Genomic DNA, 16,866 nt, shown 5'->3' with positions numbered 1-16,866 from the left:
GCCCTCCGGCATGCCTCTACTCGGCCGGCTCCAGCAGCCCGTCGCGCACCAGATTGCGCACGTCGCTGAGCAGTTCGGTCTGCAGCGCGGCCACGTCCACCTCCAGCAGGGAGGCGAGTGCGCCGATCAGCCGGCCCACCGGGATGTCGCCGGAACTGGCTCCGACGAACCCGGTCAGCGCGGTGCCCGCCTGCACCACGCGACCCGCGCCGCCACCCTGCCGGAGCAGGATCACGCTCGGGTCCTCGGCGCCGGGCCGGTGGTGACGTTCCTCGGTGACGTCCGGGGCGACCCGCACCGTCGCGGCCAGGAGCGCCTCGTCGTCGTGGGCCGCCAGCCAGTCGTGCCGTTCCAGAGTGGCCAGCACCTCGTCGCCCCAGGGCAGGCCCGGTCCGGTGCGACGCTCCTCGACGACCCGTAGGGGAGCGCCGCTCTCCCGCTCGGGACGGCGCAGCGTGATCAGCCCGAAGCCGACGCCCTCCACCCCGCGCGAGGCGAAGTCGGCCAGCCAGGCCGCGTACAGGTCGTCCGCGTCCTTCCCCAGGTGCTGCCCCGAGTCGCGGATCCAGGTCTCCGCGTACTCGGCCGGATCCTGCCACTCCCGCTGCACCACCCAGCCGTCCAGGCCGGAGGCCGTCAGCCAGGAAGACACGCGATCGGTCCACCCCTCGTCCGCACGCCCTTCCCAGTTGCCCAGGAACTGGGCGATCCCCCCGGGCGCGAGCACCGATCCGACCGACTCGACCAGGTGCCGCACCAGGTCGTCGCCGACCATCCCGCCGTCCCGGTACTCGAAGGCCGCCGCCGGGGCCGAACGCGGGGTGATCACGAACGGCGGGTTGCTGACCACCTGGTCGAACTCCTGGCCGGTGACCGGTTCGAGCAGGCTGCCCAGTCGTCCTTCGATCGTGGTGGTGCCGATGGTGGGTGCGTTGAGCGCCCAGTTCAGTCCGGCCAATTGCAGTGCGCGAGCAGAGACGTCGGTGGCCACAACGTGTTTCGAGTGCCGCGCGGCGTGCAGGGCCTGAATGCCGCAGCCGGTGCCGAGATCCAGCACACGGCCGGTCGGCCGGCGTACGGTGCACCGGGCCAGGGTCAGCGAGGCGCCGCCCACTCCGAGCACGTGATCCTCCGAGAGTGGGCGGCCGGTGGCCACCTCGGACAGGTCGGAGGCCAGCCACCAGTCGGCCGGGCCGAGCGCGTCCACCGTGGCGTAGGGGCGCAGGTCGACCAGGGCCCGCACCGGATCGGCCGGGTCCGGGCCCGCGGCGGCGAGCAGCCCGAGTTCGCTCAGCCCGGCCACCCCGGTCCGGGGCACGGCCCGGGCCAGGCGCCCGGTCGGGACCTCCAGCCCGAGCACGAACACGGCGACCAGTGCGGCCAGCGGCTCTTGGGACGGCGAGGCCAGATGCTGGGCCACAGCCAGACGGGCGGGCAGCGACTGCTCACGCCCCAGGGCGGCCTGAGCCACCGGCCCGAGCAGGTCGTTGACCGCGTCCACGGTGAACCCGGTCAGGTCGGCGCGGAGTTTCCCGACCAGTTCGTCGTTCCGGGACTTGGCGTCTGCACTCATGCCCTCGTTCTACCGTGTCGGCGGGCGCAAACGTGAAACCGGCCGCGCGGACCAGGTCCACGCGGCCGGTTCGGCCTGTCGGAGCGGGTGTTACGGGGTGGTCCGGGCCGAGGTGGTGCCCTCGTCCACGTCCACCGTCGTGGCCACCGGTGCCGTCGGCTGGGTCGGTGACCCGGCCACGGCGGCGGCCGGCTGACCCGAGGTGACCGGGGCCGACGTCCCCACATCGGAGTCGCCGTAGTCGACGGTGCGCCGCTTGGTCACCACCAGGGCAGCCACGATGATCGCCACCGCGATCGCGGTGATCGTGTAACGCAGTGCGGCGGAGGCGTCTTCACCCACGCTGAGCTGCACCACCGCAGGAGCGATGAGCACGGCGACCAGGTTCATCACCTTGATCAGCGGGTTGATCGACGGGCCGGCCGTGTCCTTGAACGGGTCGCCGACGGTGTCACCGATCACCGCCGCAGCATGGGCCGGGGAGCCCTTGCCGCCGTGGTGGCCGTCTTCCACGATCTTCTTCGCGTTGTCCCAGGCGCCACCGGAGTTGGCCAGGAACACGGCCATCAGGGCGCCGGCGCCGATCGCACCGGCCAGGTAGCCGGCCAGCGGGCCGATGCCCAGACCGAAACCGACTGCGACCGGGGCCAGAGCGGCCAGCAGGCCGGGGGTGGCCAGCTCGCGCAGCGAGTCGCGGGTGCAGATGTCGACCACCCGCCCGTAGTCCGGCTTGACCGAATAGTCCATGATCCCGGGGTTGTCGCGGAACTGACGCCTGACCTCCACCACGATCGCCCCGGCCGCCCGGGTGACGGCGTTGATCGCCAGCCCGGAGAACAGGAACACGACCGCTGCCCCGAGCATGAGCCCGACCAGGGTGTTGGGCTGGACGATCTCCACCCCGAAGCTGCGGGGCAGGTCACCCAGGGCCGCACCCGAGTCGGCCAGGGCCTTCTGCACGGCGTCGGTGTACGAACCGAACAGCGCGGTTGCCGCGAGCACGGCCGTGGCGATCGCGATGCCCTTGGTGATGGCCTTGGTGGTGTTGCCCACCGCGTCCAGTTCGGTCAGGATCTGCGCGCCCTCACCGTCCACGTCACCGGACATCTCGGCGATGCCCTGGGCGTTGTCGCTGACCGGGCCGAAGGTGTCCATCGCGACGATGACGCCGACCGTGGTGAGCAGGCCGCAGCCGGCCAGCGCGATCAGGAACAGCGACAGCCAGATCGAGACCCCGCCCAGGGTGAAGGCGAGGAACACGGCCCCGGCGATGATGCCGGTGGTGTAGACCGCCGACTCCAGACCCAGGCCGATGCCGGAGAGCACCACGGTAGCCGCCCCGGTGGTGGTGGTGTCGGCCACATCCTTGGTCGGGCGCTTGTCGGTGCCGGTGTAGTAGCCGGTGAGCCAGAGGATCACCCCGGCCAGCACGATGCCGATCATGACGGCGGCGAAGGAGATCAGCCGCGGGTCGCCGTCGAGCCTGGCCACCACGGAGTCGGCCCCGGTGAAGTCGGCGAAGGACGAGGGCAGGTAGGTGAACGAGGCGATCGCGCAGAGCACGGCCGAGACCACGGCGGAGATGCCGAAACCGCGGTTGATCGCGGCCAGGCCGCTCTCACCCGGCCGGGTGCGGGTGATCAGGACGCCGAGCACGGCGGTCAGGGCCCCCAGGGCAGGCACGATCAGCGGGAACACCAGGCCTTCGACGCCGAAGGCGGCCTTGCCCAGGATCAGGGCGGCGACCAGGGTCACGGCGTAGGACTCGAACAGGTCGGCGGCCATGCCTGCGCAGTCACCCACGTTGTCGCCGACATTGTCGGCGATGGTGGCGGCGTTGCGCGGGTCGTCCTCGGGGATCCCCTGCTCGACCTTGCCGACCAGGTCGGCGCCGACGTCGGCGGCCTTGGTGAAGATGCCGCCACCGACGCGCATGAACATGGCCAGCAGGGCGGCGCCGAAACCGAAACCTTCCAGGACGGAAGGGGCGTCGCCCTCGTACAGGAGCACCACGGCCGAGGCGCCCAGCAGGCCGAGACCGACCGTGCACATGCCGACGAAGCCACCGGTGCGGAAGGCCAGGCGCATGCCCTCGTCGCGGTCGCCCTTGCGGGCCGCTTCGGCGACCCGGACGTTGGCCCGGACCGCCAGGGACATGCCCAGGTAGCCGATCGCGGCCGAGAACAGGGCCCCGACCACGAAGAAGATGCCCCGGCCGATACGGACGTCCGCATCACCGGGCAGGAGGAAGAGGACTGCCAGGACGAGGACGACGAAGGCGGCCAGCGTCCGGAACTGACGGCGTAGGTAGGCCGCCGCCCCTTCCTGTACCGCGGTGCCGATCTCGACCATGCTTCGTGAGCCGTCCGGCGCGGCGAGGACGGCCTGGCGGAATGCCGCGGCCACCCCCAGCGCCACGAGGGCGATCACGAAGACCACGACCACCAGTGTCAGATTTCGGCCTTCGAGATTTACATCTGCCGTGGTGGTGGCAGCCAGAGTGCCGTAGTGCATCCGTCCTCCTCGACGTGCGCGGGCGCGACCCCCTCACCCGTCGCGGGCGGAAGGGTCGAACAGGTGCAGGCGACAGGGCGAATCGGGGCCTTGGCGTGCGTGGGACGCCGGATGACCGGCGAGAGTTCCCACGCGGGGGAGTCTATGTACTGTGACGCGCGCCACCAAACCTCCGGCGCGTGGCTCTTTTCACTTTGGGTGGTTTAGTCCGTTTTGCTATCACTCAAGTGCGCGGCCGCAACGGCCGAACAATGGACGGTCTCAGCTCGCCGGATCTCGGGGAGCGGGTGCCGTGGCGCCGTGGGGCGGGATCGACGGCCACCACTCCAGACGCACCTGGGCGCCGGAAATGCCCTGGTGCGGGCGCACCTCGAGGTGATCGGCGAGTCCCTCGAGCAGTGACAGCACCACCGGCTCGGGCCCGGCCGAGGTCTTGGCCGCGTCGGTCACCTGCACCACCAGGCCGGGGCCGGTGTCGTCGACCAGCATCGTCACGGGCTCGTCGCAGTCGGCCTCGGCGCAGCGCCGTACGGCCCGGGCGCAGGCCTCCCCGACCGCCAGGCGCAGTTCTTCCAGTTGCTCGGTCAGCCCGGCGCGCCGGGCCACCGCCACGGCGACCAGGCGAGCCGTGCGGACGTATTCGGCGGCCGGTGGAAACCGCAGCTCGACACCGGTCGCCGACGGTTGGGGCCCGGTCCTGGTTATGGCGTGCCTCTGAAGGACTCCCCCTCGGAGGTGCCGTCGAGCGTCTTCTCCGAGGAGCCGTCCAGGTGGATCGTCACCGGCGGGTCCTGGTCCGCGCCGGTGAGCGCCCCCGCGAGCGAGGCGTGGATCGGGAAGACCTTGGTCAGGCCGGTGATCCGGAAGACCTTGAGGATCTTCTCCTGGTCGCAGACCAGCTGCAGCGAGCCCTCGTGCGAGCGGGCCCGCTTGAGCCCGCCGACCAGGACGCCGAGCCCGGTCGAGTCGAGGAAGTCCACCCCGGCCATGTCCACGACCAGGTGGTACTCGCCCTCGGCGACCAGTTCGTTCAGACGCTCCCGCAGGGTGGGGGCGGTGTACACGTCGATCTCGCCGGCCACGCTGATGACCGTCTGGACACCTTCGCGCCGTGTCGCCACTGTGAGCTCCACATCGCCTCCCCGGGAAGTCCTGTGTCCGTATCGAGCTGCTCGAACCTTGTGCGGTGCCCTAGCCATGGGCATGCCTCCGGCATTCAATCATCTGACGGTCACTCCAATGGCCCACACCGCCCACTGCGTGTCACCAATTTGGCGGACAGGCGCGATTCCCTCACCCCGGCGCGCCCGCCCCGCCTTACGTTCTTCTTCCCGGCAAAGCCCCGGCGCCCGGTATCTGCGCAGGTCCGGGGCCTGCTCGGGCTTCGCTGAAGACATCTACGGCGAGTCCGGGCACCTCGACCAGGACGGACTCGGCCACCGAACCGTCGGCCGCGAATTCACAGCTCGCCAGCCGGGCACCGTTGATCGCGGCGATCTGGGCAGCGCCGGAGCAGTGCCGGCCCGAGTCGATCGCGGCCAGGGCGGCCAGGTCGGCGGCGGCCGCAGCCCGGTGACGAGCGGCCAGGGCAGCACCCACGCCCAGAGTCGTGACCGCGAGCACCACGGCCACCCCCACCAGCCCCAGCATCAAGACGGTCCCCGAGCCCCGGTCACGCACCGGGCAGGCCCCCCGGCGTGGCCCAACACCCGGGTGCCCAGCCCACTGCAGCGGCGTTGGCAAAGTCGACATCCGCATGACCGGCACCGTCATGGAGCCCTCACCCCGGACAGGCGCAGGAGGCACAGACGTACCAAACACGATCCGACGGCTTGTCGCCCACCTTGTGCTGTTCTCATCTGGCCGTTTCCCCAGACGGGCTGGGCTCGGTCTGGGCGGTGCTCTCGGCGCGTACTGCAATGCGGGGTTGCCAGGGGAGGGGCAGAGTCAGCTGGGCCAAGACCTGAACCTTCACAAGGTCGTCGGCGCTACTCACCCGAACCTCGGCCCCCGCTGGGGCCTCGGCGGCGGCCGGGGCGTGAGGATCGTCGTGACGGGCGGCGGCGCGGGCGCCGGCCCGGGCCGCGTCGATGCACTGGAGCTGGGCCAGACCGGCCGTGGCCGCAGCCAGCAGGGTGGCCAGGAGGAGCACCACAATCGGTACGGCCAAGGCGGTTTCGGCGGTGACCACACCTCGTTCGCGGTGCAGAGGCGAAGGTGGACAGCGTGAGCCGGTTCGGCCCTCCGGGCCGGCTCGGCGGAGGCCCGGCCGGACCGGGGCAGGCTCCACGGAACTGCCCCGGCCGTCCAGGCTGGTCATGCGAGACTCAGCGCCTTCTTGATGATGCCGACCAGCAGGCTCTTGACCGGACTGCTGCGCACGATGCTCAGCAGCACCCCGGCGAAGCCGCAGGCGACCAGCATGGTCATCGCGTACTCGGCCGTGCTGGCGCCGGCCTCGCCGGCCTGCCGGACCCGGCGCGCCACCTCGTGCAGCCGCTGCCGGACGGCCGGGACCGCCCTCGTGTAAAGCCTCTTCGTCATGATCGTCCCCTCCTGTGACCGGTACGCCCCGTCGGCGTCCTGGTTCCAGACTGCTGGAAGGGGGATCGGGGTTGCCTGTGAAAAGCGTTGCCTGTGGACAGAAGCCAGGTCCTGCCGACTGTGGAAAGTCCGGCCTCATCCGGAGAACAGCCGGATCACCAGGGGAACGATCCCCAGCAGCACGAACGCCGGGAGCAGGCAGACCGCTCCGGGGATGACCAGGAGCACCTCGAGGCGGTGGATCGCCACGGCTCGGGCTGCGGCCTGGCGGCGGCGTTCCTCGGCGGCTGCTCGCCGGATCAGGGCCGAGGGTGGCAGGCCGGAACGTGCGGCCAGGGTCAGGGCCTCGGTGAGAGCGGCTGTGGTGTGGTCGGTCTCAGGACTGTCCGGATCGATCAGCGGCGCGTGCACCAGGTCGCCGAGACGCAGAAGAGTCTCGCCGCGGGGGTCGTCCAGGTCGGCCAGAACGGATCCCGCGTCGCGCAGCGCCACGGCCGGAGGTGCCCCGCTCTCGATCAGCGAAGCGATCAGATCCAGCACCAATGGGCCGGGCATGGCCGAGGCCGGCCGCCGGCCTTCGGGCCGGACCTGTCGGCGGTGCGGGCGCGTGGCCTGGGTGACCCGCCGGTTCACGATGTGCTCGCGGCAACGTTACGCACGAGGCGCGCCGTCCACCAGTGACCGGCCCACCAAAAGGCCGACCCGGCGAGCAAACACACCACCCCAATCCCGGTTCCCAGGAGAACTTCCAGGGGATTCACGCCCAGCACGGCGCCCAGCAGCAGGCCGATGAGCGGCAGTGCCGCCAGTACCCGTGCGGTGGTGCGAGGGCCGGCCAGGGCCACCTCCTGCTCGTCCGACTCGGCGATCTGGGCCAGGAGACCGGCCCCGATGCCGTCGAAGATGGATGCGGCCGGTGCGCCCGATCGGCGGACCACCTCGGCGGTGGCCGCCAGCCACTCGAGCGCTTCCACCCCTGGCCCCTCGCAGTCGGCAGCGGCGAGTCTCAGCCCTTCGGCGGTGGTTCCGCCCATCTCAAGCATTCCGGCAACGGTTTCCGCCACCCGCGCACCAGGTCCACGCCCGGTCGCGAGCACTTCCCAGGTGCGGGCCGGCGGCACGCCGGCCCGGGACAAGGCCGAAACTCGCCCGCACAACTGCGCGGCATCGTCCCGTCCCAGTGTCAGCTCGCCTCGTACGGAGGCGGGAGGGAGCGCACCACAAGGGGTTTCGAGTCGCCTGAGTGGGCCCTGGGTGAAGGACGGCCTGGGGCGGGTCATGTCGCCTCCAGCCGATCCGCGAGCTCCGCCCAGCCCGCTCCCGTCACGCCGTTCGATCCCGGATCCCGAGGATGGGCCGTCAGGGCAGGCAGCATGGTGAGCTCACCTCGTTCTCCACGTCGGGCGATCGCGATCTGCATGACCCGGCGTCGGCCTGCACGTCGTTCGACGTGCACCACTGCGTCGAGCGCGGCCGCTGCCTGCGCCCGCACCGCGTCGGCAGAAAGCCCGGCCAGGGCGCCGAGAGCCTCCAGACGGGCCGGGACGTCGGCGGGGGCGTTCGCGTGCACGGTGCCGCACCCACCCGCATGTCCGGTGTTCAGCGCGGACAGCAGCTCCCGGACCTCTGCGCCCCGGCACTCGCCGACCACCACCCGGTCGGGGCGCATGCGAAGCGCCTGGCGCACCAGCACTTCCAGCCCGACTGCGCCGGCGCCCTCCACGTTGGCGTGCCGGGCTTCCAGCCGGACCAGGTGCGGATGGGCCGGGCGCAGCTCGCCGACGTCCTCCACCAGGACGATCCGTTCGGAGGCCGGTACCAGCGAGAGCAACGAAGCCAGGAGGGTGGTTTTGCCCGCGCCGGTGCCCCCGCTGACCAGGAAGGCGGCGCGAGCGGTCACCATCGCGTGCAGCACCGCGGCCCAGCCGGGCGGTACCGACCCGGTACTGACCAGAGTCTCGAGCGGGAGCGGTACCTGGCGGAGAACCCGGAGCGAGATCAGCGTGCCGGTGGGGGCCACCGGAGGGATGACCGCGTGCAGCCGGATGCCTCCTTCGAGACGGGCGTCGGCATAGGGAGCGGCATCGTCCAGGCGCCGACCGCCGGCCGAAGCGAGACGGGTGGCCAGTGCGCGCACCGACACCTCGTCCCGGAGGCCGGCCGGGCAGGGCAGGCGCTTCAGCCCCTCGCCCTGGTCCACCCAGATCTCGCCGGGGCCGTTCACCAGAACATCGGTGACCCCGGGCAGTTCCAGCAACGGCTGGAGCGGCCCCAGACCCCACAGCTCGGCCGAGATCCGCTCGGTCGCGGCCAGCACGTCCTCGTGGCCCAGCACCTGCCCGAGCCCGGCCGACGTGGCCGCCACCATCGCCGCCAGCTCCTCTCGGCCCGGGCGCCGGTGTCCGGCCAGACCCCCGCGCAGCCGGGAGACAACGGCTGCCAGCACCACCTCCGGATCGCTCATCCGCGGACACCGGCCAGCTCCCGCTCCAGCAGGTCGCGGCAGAACCGGGCGAGCGGGCCCCGGGCCCGCAGACCGGGCGGCTCACCGCGGTCGAGACCGGCCTTCAGCCCGGGCTCGACCCTCAGCAGACCGGCCGATGGCAGACCGAGGGCAGCGCAGATGCCGGAAGGGCCGAGCCCGGCCGCAGTGGGCCCGCACACCACGGCTCGCAGATCGCCGACCAGAGGGCGCAGACCGGCGGTCAGACGCTGCGCTGCGGCCACCGCCCGCACCGCCGCCGGTACCAGCACCAGGCAGCACCCCAGGGCCCGCACAGCGGCGCTGGTGGCCTCGTCGAGGTGCCGGGGAAGGTCGAGCACCACCGTGCCGAACTCGGCCCGGGCGGCCTCCAGAACGGCGCCGACGGCCGGGGCCGACAGTTCGGTGACCGGGCCGGACCGGACCGCGGCGAGCACGTGCAGCCCGTCGATGAGCGGCAGCGATCCGGAGAGGCTGCCGGGCAGCAGCCGGCCGCGGGCCGAGCCCAGATCGGGCCAGCGCAGCCCCGGCTCGTCCTCCGCCCCGAGCAACAGGTCGGCCCCGCCGCCGGTCTGGTCCATCTCGATCAGCAGGGCCGGGCCCGTGACGGCCGCCGTTCGGGCCAGGGCAGCCGCCAGGACGCTGGCCCCGGCCCCACCGCAGCCGCCGATCACCCCGACCGTCCGTGCCCCTCGCCGGGCTTCACCGAGCCTGGCCAGCCGCTCCTGAAGTCGGTGCTCGCCCTCCGGGAGCAGCACCACCTGCTCGGCCCGCAGGTCGCGGGCAGCACGCCAGAGCCGCTCATCCGGATCACCGGTGGCCAGCAGCAGACGGGGAACGCCGGAGGCGAGAGCGGGCAGGCCCTGGCTCACGTCGTGATCGGCCCCGACCAGGACGAGCGCGGGCGGACCGGGCACCGACCCCGGGACCGAGGGGACGACGCGCACCCCCTGCGCCCCGGCCAGCCGTTCCACCACCGAAGTCAGCAGCGGCTCAGCGGTCAGCAGCAGCACCCAGATCAGGACCATGGGAGCCAGGCTCGGCCCTCAGGGCACGACTCAGAGCGGGCTGGACCCCGCCTGTGGACAAACCCCGCTTCGTGCCGACCTGTGGAGAACCAGCAGAAGCCGGGCGGCAAAAGGCGACGGCCCCCGCTGGGGGGGAGCGGGGGCCGTCTGGCCGGTCCGGCTCGGGGGGGAGGAGTCGGACCGGGCGGGCACGGCAATTAAGCCGGCTACGTCAGTCTGTACCCCCCGTGGCGTCTGGTGCAACACCTACGCCACCGGACGGCGGCAACTGCACAGGAATTGGACAGGGGGAAGAGGGTTCCGTTGACCTCTAAGTACTTTGCGTCACAGCCCAAGAGAAAACTGCGAGCGATCAATCACACAAGGTCACCGACCGGGTTCGCCTCCATTATGACCGGTAGGCGCCCCCGATCGTCCTCAATTTCTCGCCCTGAGCTTCCGGCCGGGCACTGCGAGTGATCTTGAGCTGCGCCTATCCTGGCGCCATGGGTGGGGAGCCTGCGGGCCGGGATCGTGAGGCGGCGTTCTTCGACCTGGACAAGACCGTCATCGCCAGGTCCAGCACGATGGCCTTCTCCCGGCCCTTCCACACCAACGGCCTGCTCAGTCGCTCGGCGATGCTGCGCAGTGCCTACGTGCACTTCCTCTACCACGCCAGTGGCGCTGATCACACCCAGATGGAACGGATGCGCCAGCAGGTCTCCCGCATGGTCATCGGCTGGGAGGTGCAGCAGGTCAGTGACATCGTCGCCACCACGCTGTCCGAGCTGATCGTGCCGATCGTCTACGAGGAGGCGACCGCGCTGATCGCCGAGCACCACGAAGCCGGCCGCGACGTGGTCATCGTCTCCGCCTCGGGGGTGGAGCTGGTCGAGCCGATCGGGGCGATGCTCGGGGCCGACCACGTCATCGCCACCCGGATGGGGATCGACGAGGGTCGCTACACCGGCACCATCGAGTACTACGCCTACGGTGAGAACAAGGCCGCGGCGATGCGCCGGATGGCCGTCGAGCGGGGCTACCGGCTCGAGCGGTGCTATGCCTACAGCGACTCGGTCACCGATCTGCCGATGCTCCAGGCCGTCGGTCATCCCGTGGCGGTGAATCCGGACAAGGCGCTGCGGCGTGAGGCGCAGACGCGGGGCTGGCTGGTGCAGGACTTCAGCCGGCCGGTCAGCCTGCGCCCGAAGTTCCCGGCCCAGGCGGCTGCTCGTACGGCTGCGCTCGGTGCCGGGGCGAGCGCGGCAGCCGGTCTGGTCTGGTACGCCAGCCGCCGTAACCATGCGGGCCGACAGTCCTCCGGCCGGGAGTTCGCCCGGTCTCGCCGAGCGGCCTCCCGGCCGGAGTAGGTGAACCCGTCTCCCCAGTGACAACTTTCGCTGACTCACCTCGATTCGCAAGACGGCGCAACCGGTTTCGGGGATTCAGGATGGAGTTGTGATGGGTGGCGGCGCCCCGCAGCCGGGCGCCGCCACCCGATGCACGGTTCGCGGCTATCAAGCGCGCAGATACCATTTCGCTGGAGCGGTGCAAGCCCGTCCGAGCGGGTCCTCACGTGGACTGATCGCGTGTGGGTACCGGCGGACCGTGCGGTCCGGAAGGCTTCTCGGCCGGTGGTTCCCGGCCTCTGAAACCGTGAACCCATGTCTACTCCGGAAAAGTCTTCCCGTCATGGGGCTACCAGAAGGTAGCGGCCATTCGTGCGACGAACGGCACTCCGAAGGGTCCTCCGATTAGGCCGTTCGGGCGGGGGTTTTCGATCCAGATCAAAACAACGGACGGGGTAACTCGGCGAAAATCGGCCGCTAGACCAACAAATCAGCCGGTGACCCGTCCCATCGTCACCGCGTCGCAGACCGCCCGGCCCTCGCCGGCCCCCTCCACCACCGCCTCCGCGCAGTGGATCAGCCAGTCCGCCACCGCATCGGCCCGGCCCGAGGTGTAGGCCTGCAACCGCCGGTGGTAGCCGGGACCAGCGTCGAGGTGAGCCGCCTCCCACACCACCACGCCCATCGGATCCAGCCCCCGCCCGACGATCACGGCGTGCGCAGCGGCGCGGGCGACCAGGCCGTTGCCCGCCACGAACGGCCGGGCGGTGAGGATCTCGGCGTGCACGAGGGCGGCCACCACCAGAGCCGGGGCCGCGGGTGGGGCCGACAGCAGATCGGTGATGCCGTTCAGCCGGGCTCCCAGGGCCGCGCCCACGGGGGCGCTCTCCGGTTCGCCGATCCCGTCGCCCGGCAGTTCCGCGCCCTGACGGGGCCGCCCCACCTGATCGGCGGGGATCAGCCCGCCCGCGGCGGCCAGGTGCAACCGGGCCAGTGCCTGGGCCGGCGCCGAGGAGAGCGACTTCTCCACCTGAGCAGCCTCCGAGTAGACCCGGACAGCGGCCTGAGCAAGGTGACCAGAAGCGTCTTCAGGTAGCCCTGAGGCCCCACGGGCGGCGTCGCGGATCAGGTCGACCGGATAGCGCGCCCCCTCCAGGGCGGCAGAGTTACGGGCCGAGCGCACGGTGGCCTCGGCCCGGGCCTCGGCGGAACGGCGGCGCAGGGCGTTGTGCCAGCGGATCTCGGTGCACGCCGTGCGGGCCGACTGTACGGCCGCAGCGACTCCGGGGAGGTTCTCCAGCGCGGCCAGGCTCTGCGCCAACATAGTCACGGCGCGAGCCTAGGTCCTGCCCTGGGGCAGAGCCCTCAGCCGCAGTCGGAGCAGGATGAACCGCAGCACCGTCGCGACCGCGTTGGCCACCGTCAGCACCACCACCTCCACCCAGTGCGCCTCCACCCCGGCCCAGTGCACGACGGCCAGCGAGCCGTTGGTCAGCAACAGCCCCACGCCGAAGGCCAGCAGCCCGACCGCGTGGTCCCCGGCCAGGCCGGCGTTGCCCCGCACCCCGAAGGTGAGCCGGCGGTTGGCCGCGGTGTTGGCCACCGCGGTGATCAGCAGGGCCAGGGTGTTGGCGGCGAAAGATCCCAGGAAGCTGCGCAGGATCAGGTAGAGCGCCGAGTAGGCGAGCGTGCTGAGCACCCCCACCCCGGCGAAGCGGATCAGCTGGACCACCGTGCCAGGCCTCTGACCTGCACCTATCCGCGGGCGGCGGGAAAGTTCGGGCAGGTCCGTGCTGGTCGGAGCGCTCATGTCCCGAGAGTGCGCTCCGAAACTCAAAGGGCTCTGTGCGTGACTTGTGGGAATTCATAGGTTCACAGGCGCACTGTGCGTCCCTACTCTGGGACGTATGGCAACGGCGCCTGGAAATGTGACGGTTATCGGTCGAGCGCGAACGAGTCCGCGATGGACTCATGCGCCCGACCCGGCTCCGCTTCGGGCCCTGATCGTGGATCCCGACGGAGCGGCTCTCGCCCGGATGACGCAGTTCTTCCGGGCCGACCCGCGGATCAGTGCGGTCCGCACCACGCGCAATCGCGCGGGTGCGCTGCAGATCCTGCGCGACGACCCGGTCGACCTCCTGGTGTGCGACGTGTCCACGCCCGGGCTGGACGGGCCGCACCTGGCCCGCGCCCTGGCGCGGATCGACCGGCACCCGCACCTGGTGTTCACCGTGCCCGCCCGGCAGCATCCGCCGCGCTCGTTCGAGCTGGACTCGGTCGAGTACGTGGACAAGCCGGTCACCGCCGAGCGGCTGGCCGAGGCGGTGCGGCGCACGGTCGCGGCCTGCACCGACGAGACCATCGCGGTGGAACTGGCGGGGGTGACCCGGTTCATCCGGCGTTCGCAGATCCTGTTCGTGCAGGCCCAGGGCGACTACGCGCGCCTGCACACGGCCACCGGCAGTCATCTCATCCGGGTTCCGCTGAGCACCCTCGAGGAACGCTGGGAGCCCTACGGCTTCCTGCGGATCCACCGCAGCACGATGGTCGCGCTGCCGCACGTGGACGAGGTACGCACGGTGGGCGGGCGGATGCGGGTACGGCTGCGTGGGCGCACGCTGCAGGTCAGCCGGCGCCAGGGCCGGCACGTGCGGGAGGTGCTGCTGGCCGGTACGGCCGGTGAGCCGCCCCGGCGCAGTGCCGAGCCCGTCACCCGCAGCCGGATCGCCGACGTGGGCTGAGCAGACGAGGAAGAGGCCAACGGCCCCGCCGATCCACCAACGGTGCTCCCGGCGGGCCGAGCGGTAGTGCCGTCCGGCCGAACGGCGAACTGGACAAGGTGTGCGACGGGACAGGTCAGGCCCTCAGCCAGGGCGACCTGTCCCGTGGCATGTCGCCACCGGCCGCTGACTATTAATGTCAGGGTGATCACGACCACACGAGCCTCATGCGAAGAGGGGATCCGATGACGGACGAGACCCTGTCGAACCTGCTGCACGAGGAACGGCGGTTCCCGCCGGAGAAGGCGTTCGCCGACGCGGCGCTGGCGCAGCCCGAGTTGTACGAAGCGGCGAAGCAGGACCGGCTGGCGTTCTGGGAGGAGCAGGCCCGCGCGCTCACCTGGGCCACCCCGTGGACGCAGACCCTGGACTGGTCGGACGCGCCGTTCGCCAAGTGGTTCGTCGGCGGCACCCTGAACGTGGCCTACAACTGCGTGGACCGGCACGTCGAGGCGGGCAACGGCGAGCGGGTGGCGCTGTACTTCGAGGGCGAGCCGGGCGACACCCGCGAGATCACCTACGCCGAGCTGCAGCGCGAGGTCTCCAAGGCGGCCAACGCGCTCACCGGGCTCGGGGTCGAAGCGGGCGACCGGGTGGCGATCTACCTGCCGATGATTCCCGAGGCGGTGATCTCGATGCTGGCCTGCGCCCGGATCGGGGCCGCGCACTCGGTGGTCTTCGGTGGCTTCTCGGCCGAGGCCCTGCGCAGCCGGATCGACGACGCGGACGCCAAGGTCGTCATCACCGCGGACGGCGGCTACCGCCGGGGCAACCCCTCGGCGCTCAAGCCCGCCGTGGACGCCGCGGTGGTGAACACCCCGTCGGTGCAGAAGGTGCTGGTGGTCCAGCGCACCAAGCAGGACGTGGAGTGGAACGACGAGAAGGACGTCTGGTGGCACGACGTCGTGGACAGCGCCTCCGACGTGCACGAGCCGCAGGCCTTCGACGCCGAGCACCCGCTGTTCATCCTCTACACCAGCGGCACGACCGGTAAGCCGAAGGGGATCCTGCACACCTCCGGCGGCTACCTGACCCAGACCGCGTACACCCACCGCAACGTGTTCGACCTGCGGCCGGAGAAGGACATCTACTGGTGCACGGCCGACATCGGCTGGGTCACCGGGCACAGCTACATCGTCTACGGCCCGCTGGCCAACGGCGCCTCCCAGGTGATCTACGAGGGCACCCCGGACACCCCGCACAAGGGCCGGTTCTGGGAGATCGTGCAGAAGTACCGGATCACCCAGCTCTACACCGCGCCCACCGCGATCCGGACGTTCATGAAGTGGGGCGACGACATCCCCGCCTCGTTCGACCTGTCCAGCCTGCGCGTGCTGGGCTCGGTCGGTGAGCCGATCAACCCCGAGGCCTGGGTCTGGTACCGCAAGCACATCGGCGGCGACCGCACCCCGATCGTGGACACCTGGTGGCAGACCGAGACCGGCGCCATCATGATCAGCCCGCTGCCCGGGGTCACCACCGCCAAGCCCGGTTCGGCCCAGGTCCCGCTGCCCGGCATCTCGGTGGACGTGGTCGACAACGACGCCAACCCGGTGCCCAACGGCTCCGGCGGCTACCTGGTGCTCACCGAGCCGTGGCCGTCCATGCTGCGCGGTATCTGGGGCGACCCGGAGCGCTACAAGGACACCTACTGGTCGCGCTTCGACGGCCTCTACTTCGCCGGCGACGGCGCGAAGAAGGACGAGGACGGCGACGTCTGGCTGCTCGGCCGGGTGGACGACGTGATGAACGTGTCCGGGCACCGGCTCTCGACCACCGAGATCGAGTCCGCCCTGGTCTCGCACCCCAAGGTGGCCGAGGCCGCGGTGGTCGGGGCGGCCGACGAGACCACCGGCCAGGCGGTGTGTGCGTTCGTGATCCTGCGCGGTGACGCGGGTTACGACGAGTCCCAGGCCGAGGCCGTGATCACCGAGTTGCGCAATCACGTGGCCAAGGAGATCGGGCCGATCGCCAAGCCCCGGCAGGTGATGGTGGTGGCCGAACTGCCGAAGACCCGCTCGGGCAAGATCATGCGCCGGCTATTGCAGGACGTCGCCGAGAACCGCGCGGTGGGCGACGTGACCACGCTGGCCGACTCCACCGTGATGGACCTGATCAAGAAGGGTCTGGGTAGTTCCTCCGACTGAACCGCAGATCTGAGGACGCCGGTGGGCACCTGGGTGCCCACCGGCGTCCTCAATTTCGGGCAGAGTAGGGGGATGGCAAACCGGGGATCTCTGCACCACGTCGAGCTGTGGGTCGCCGATCTGACTTCGGCCCGGCACGAATGGGGCTGGCTGCTGGGGGAACTGGGCCACGAGCAGTTCCAGGACTGGCCGGCCGGCTGCAGCTGGAAGCTCGAGGGCACCTACCTGGTGGTGGAGCAGAGCAAGGCCCTCACCGCCGAACAGCACGAGCGGCTCCGGCCGGGCCTGAACCATCTGGCTTTTCGGGCCGGCCCCCGGGAGCAGCTCGACCGGCTGATGGCTCAGGCGCCGGAACGAGGCTGGAGGCCGCTCTTCGAAGAGAAGTACCCCTTCGCCGGCGGCCCCCAGCACTACGCGGGCTATCTGGAGAACGGCGCCGGGTTCGAGGTCGAACTCGTCGCGGACTGAAC

At 71.1% G+C, this 16,866-nt stretch carries 16 protein-coding genes and 1 pseudogene; 4 read left to right on the top strand and 13 right to left on the bottom strand.

The window, feature by feature from the left end; translation table 11 throughout:
- Positions 1-16: 16 nt before the first annotated feature.
- From LWF15_RS10745 to ssd, 11 genes and pseudogenes are all read right to left on the bottom strand, one after another.
- Positions 17-1,573, bottom strand: coding sequence for a DUF7059 domain-containing protein (locus LWF15_RS10745; RefSeq protein WP_232810295.1), 1,557 nt, complete (start codon positions 1,571-1,573; stop codon positions 17-19).
- 90 nt (positions 1,574-1,663) lie between these two features.
- Entirely contained in the window at positions 1,664-4,087 is a 2,424-nt protein-coding gene (locus tag LWF15_RS10740; protein WP_232810294.1) for a sodium-translocating pyrophosphatase, read from the bottom strand.
- Positions 4,088-4,348: 261 nt separating this feature from the next.
- Positions 4,349-4,750 carry an ATP-binding protein gene (locus LWF15_RS10735; RefSeq protein ID WP_269809984.1) on the bottom strand — a complete coding sequence of 134 codons (402 nt, stop codon included), beginning with the start codon at positions 4,748-4,750 and terminating at the stop codon, positions 4,349-4,351.
- A gap of 131 nt (positions 4,751-4,881) precedes the next feature.
- Positions 4,882-5,220, bottom strand: a pseudogene (locus LWF15_RS37440) (STAS domain-containing protein); the annotation flags it as partial.
- Positions 5,221-5,404: 184 nt separating this feature from the next.
- A complete protein-coding gene (locus LWF15_RS10725) occupies positions 5,405-5,839 on the bottom strand; it encodes an Rv3654c family TadE-like protein (RefSeq protein WP_269809950.1) in 435 nt (144 codons plus the stop codon).
- A gap of 103 nt (positions 5,840-5,942) precedes the next feature.
- Positions 5,943-6,278 carry a TadE family type IV pilus minor pilin gene (locus tag LWF15_RS10720; protein ID WP_232810291.1) on the bottom strand — a complete coding sequence of 112 codons (336 nt, stop codon included), beginning with the start codon at positions 6,276-6,278 and terminating at the stop codon, positions 5,943-5,945.
- Between the two features lie 125 nt (positions 6,279-6,403).
- Positions 6,404-6,631, bottom strand: coding sequence for a DUF4244 domain-containing protein (locus tag LWF15_RS10715; protein ID WP_232810290.1), 228 nt, complete (start codon positions 6,629-6,631; stop codon positions 6,404-6,406).
- Positions 6,632-6,766: 135 nt separating this feature from the next.
- On the bottom strand, positions 6,767-7,264 hold the full coding sequence (locus tag LWF15_RS10710; RefSeq protein ID WP_232810289.1) for a hypothetical protein: 498 nt from the start codon (positions 7,262-7,264) through the stop codon (positions 6,767-6,769).
- Positions 7,261-7,674, bottom strand: a complete 414-nt coding sequence (locus LWF15_RS10705; RefSeq protein ID WP_232810288.1) for a type II secretion system F family protein — start codon at positions 7,672-7,674, stop codon at positions 7,261-7,263. Before LWF15_RS10705 ends, LWF15_RS10710 begins: the two co-directional genes overlap by 4 nt.
- A gap of 233 nt (positions 7,675-7,907) precedes the next feature.
- The gene (locus LWF15_RS10700; RefSeq protein ID WP_232810287.1) at positions 7,908-9,095 is read right to left on the bottom strand and encodes a TadA family conjugal transfer-associated ATPase; all 1,188 of its coding nucleotides are present in this window, start codon (positions 9,093-9,095) and stop codon (positions 7,908-7,910) included.
- On the bottom strand, positions 9,092-10,141 hold the full coding sequence (ssd, locus tag LWF15_RS10695; RefSeq protein ID WP_232810286.1) for a septum site-determining protein Ssd: 1,050 nt from the start codon (positions 10,139-10,141) through the stop codon (positions 9,092-9,094). Before ssd ends, LWF15_RS10700 begins: the two co-directional genes overlap by 4 nt.
- A gap of 485 nt (positions 10,142-10,626) precedes the next feature.
- Between ssd and LWF15_RS10690 the strand changes: the two genes are divergently transcribed.
- Entirely contained in the window at positions 10,627-11,490 is an 864-nt protein-coding gene (locus LWF15_RS10690; RefSeq protein ID WP_232810285.1) for an HAD family hydrolase, read from the top strand.
- A gap of 469 nt (positions 11,491-11,959) precedes the next feature.
- On the opposite strand, the gene LWF15_RS10685 is transcribed toward LWF15_RS10690, so the two are convergent.
- Positions 11,960-12,799, bottom strand: coding sequence for a Fic family protein (locus tag LWF15_RS10685; protein WP_332879887.1), 840 nt, complete (start codon positions 12,797-12,799; stop codon positions 11,960-11,962).
- A 9-nt stretch (positions 12,800-12,808) separates the two neighbouring features.
- Positions 12,809-13,279 (bottom strand): GtrA family protein, encoded by a 471-nt coding sequence (locus LWF15_RS10680; RefSeq protein WP_232810284.1) that lies wholly within the window; start codon positions 13,277-13,279, stop codon positions 12,809-12,811.
- Positions 13,280-13,376: 97 nt separating this feature from the next.
- Between LWF15_RS10680 and LWF15_RS10675 the strand changes: the two genes are divergently transcribed.
- From LWF15_RS10675 to LWF15_RS10665, 3 genes are all read left to right on the top strand, one after another.
- Positions 13,377-14,210 carry a LytR/AlgR family response regulator transcription factor gene (locus LWF15_RS10675; RefSeq protein WP_269809948.1) on the top strand — a complete coding sequence of 278 codons (834 nt, stop codon included), beginning with the start codon at positions 13,377-13,379 and terminating at the stop codon, positions 14,208-14,210.
- Between the two features lie 224 nt (positions 14,211-14,434).
- Complete coding sequence (gene acs, locus LWF15_RS10670; protein WP_232810282.1) at positions 14,435-16,396, top strand: acetate--CoA ligase; 1,962 nt, start codon at positions 14,435-14,437, stop codon at positions 16,394-16,396.
- Between the two features lie 72 nt (positions 16,397-16,468).
- Positions 16,469-16,864, top strand: coding sequence for a VOC family protein (locus LWF15_RS10665; protein ID WP_232810281.1), 396 nt, complete (start codon positions 16,469-16,471; stop codon positions 16,862-16,864).
- Positions 16,865-16,866: the final 2 nt, after the last annotated feature.

The organism is Kineosporia rhizophila (assembly GCF_021277265.1).
Lineage (GTDB): Bacteria > Actinomycetota > Actinomycetes > Actinomycetales > Kineosporiaceae > Kineosporia > Kineosporia rhizophila.
This window is presented reverse-complemented; position numbering and strand designations above follow the sequence as displayed.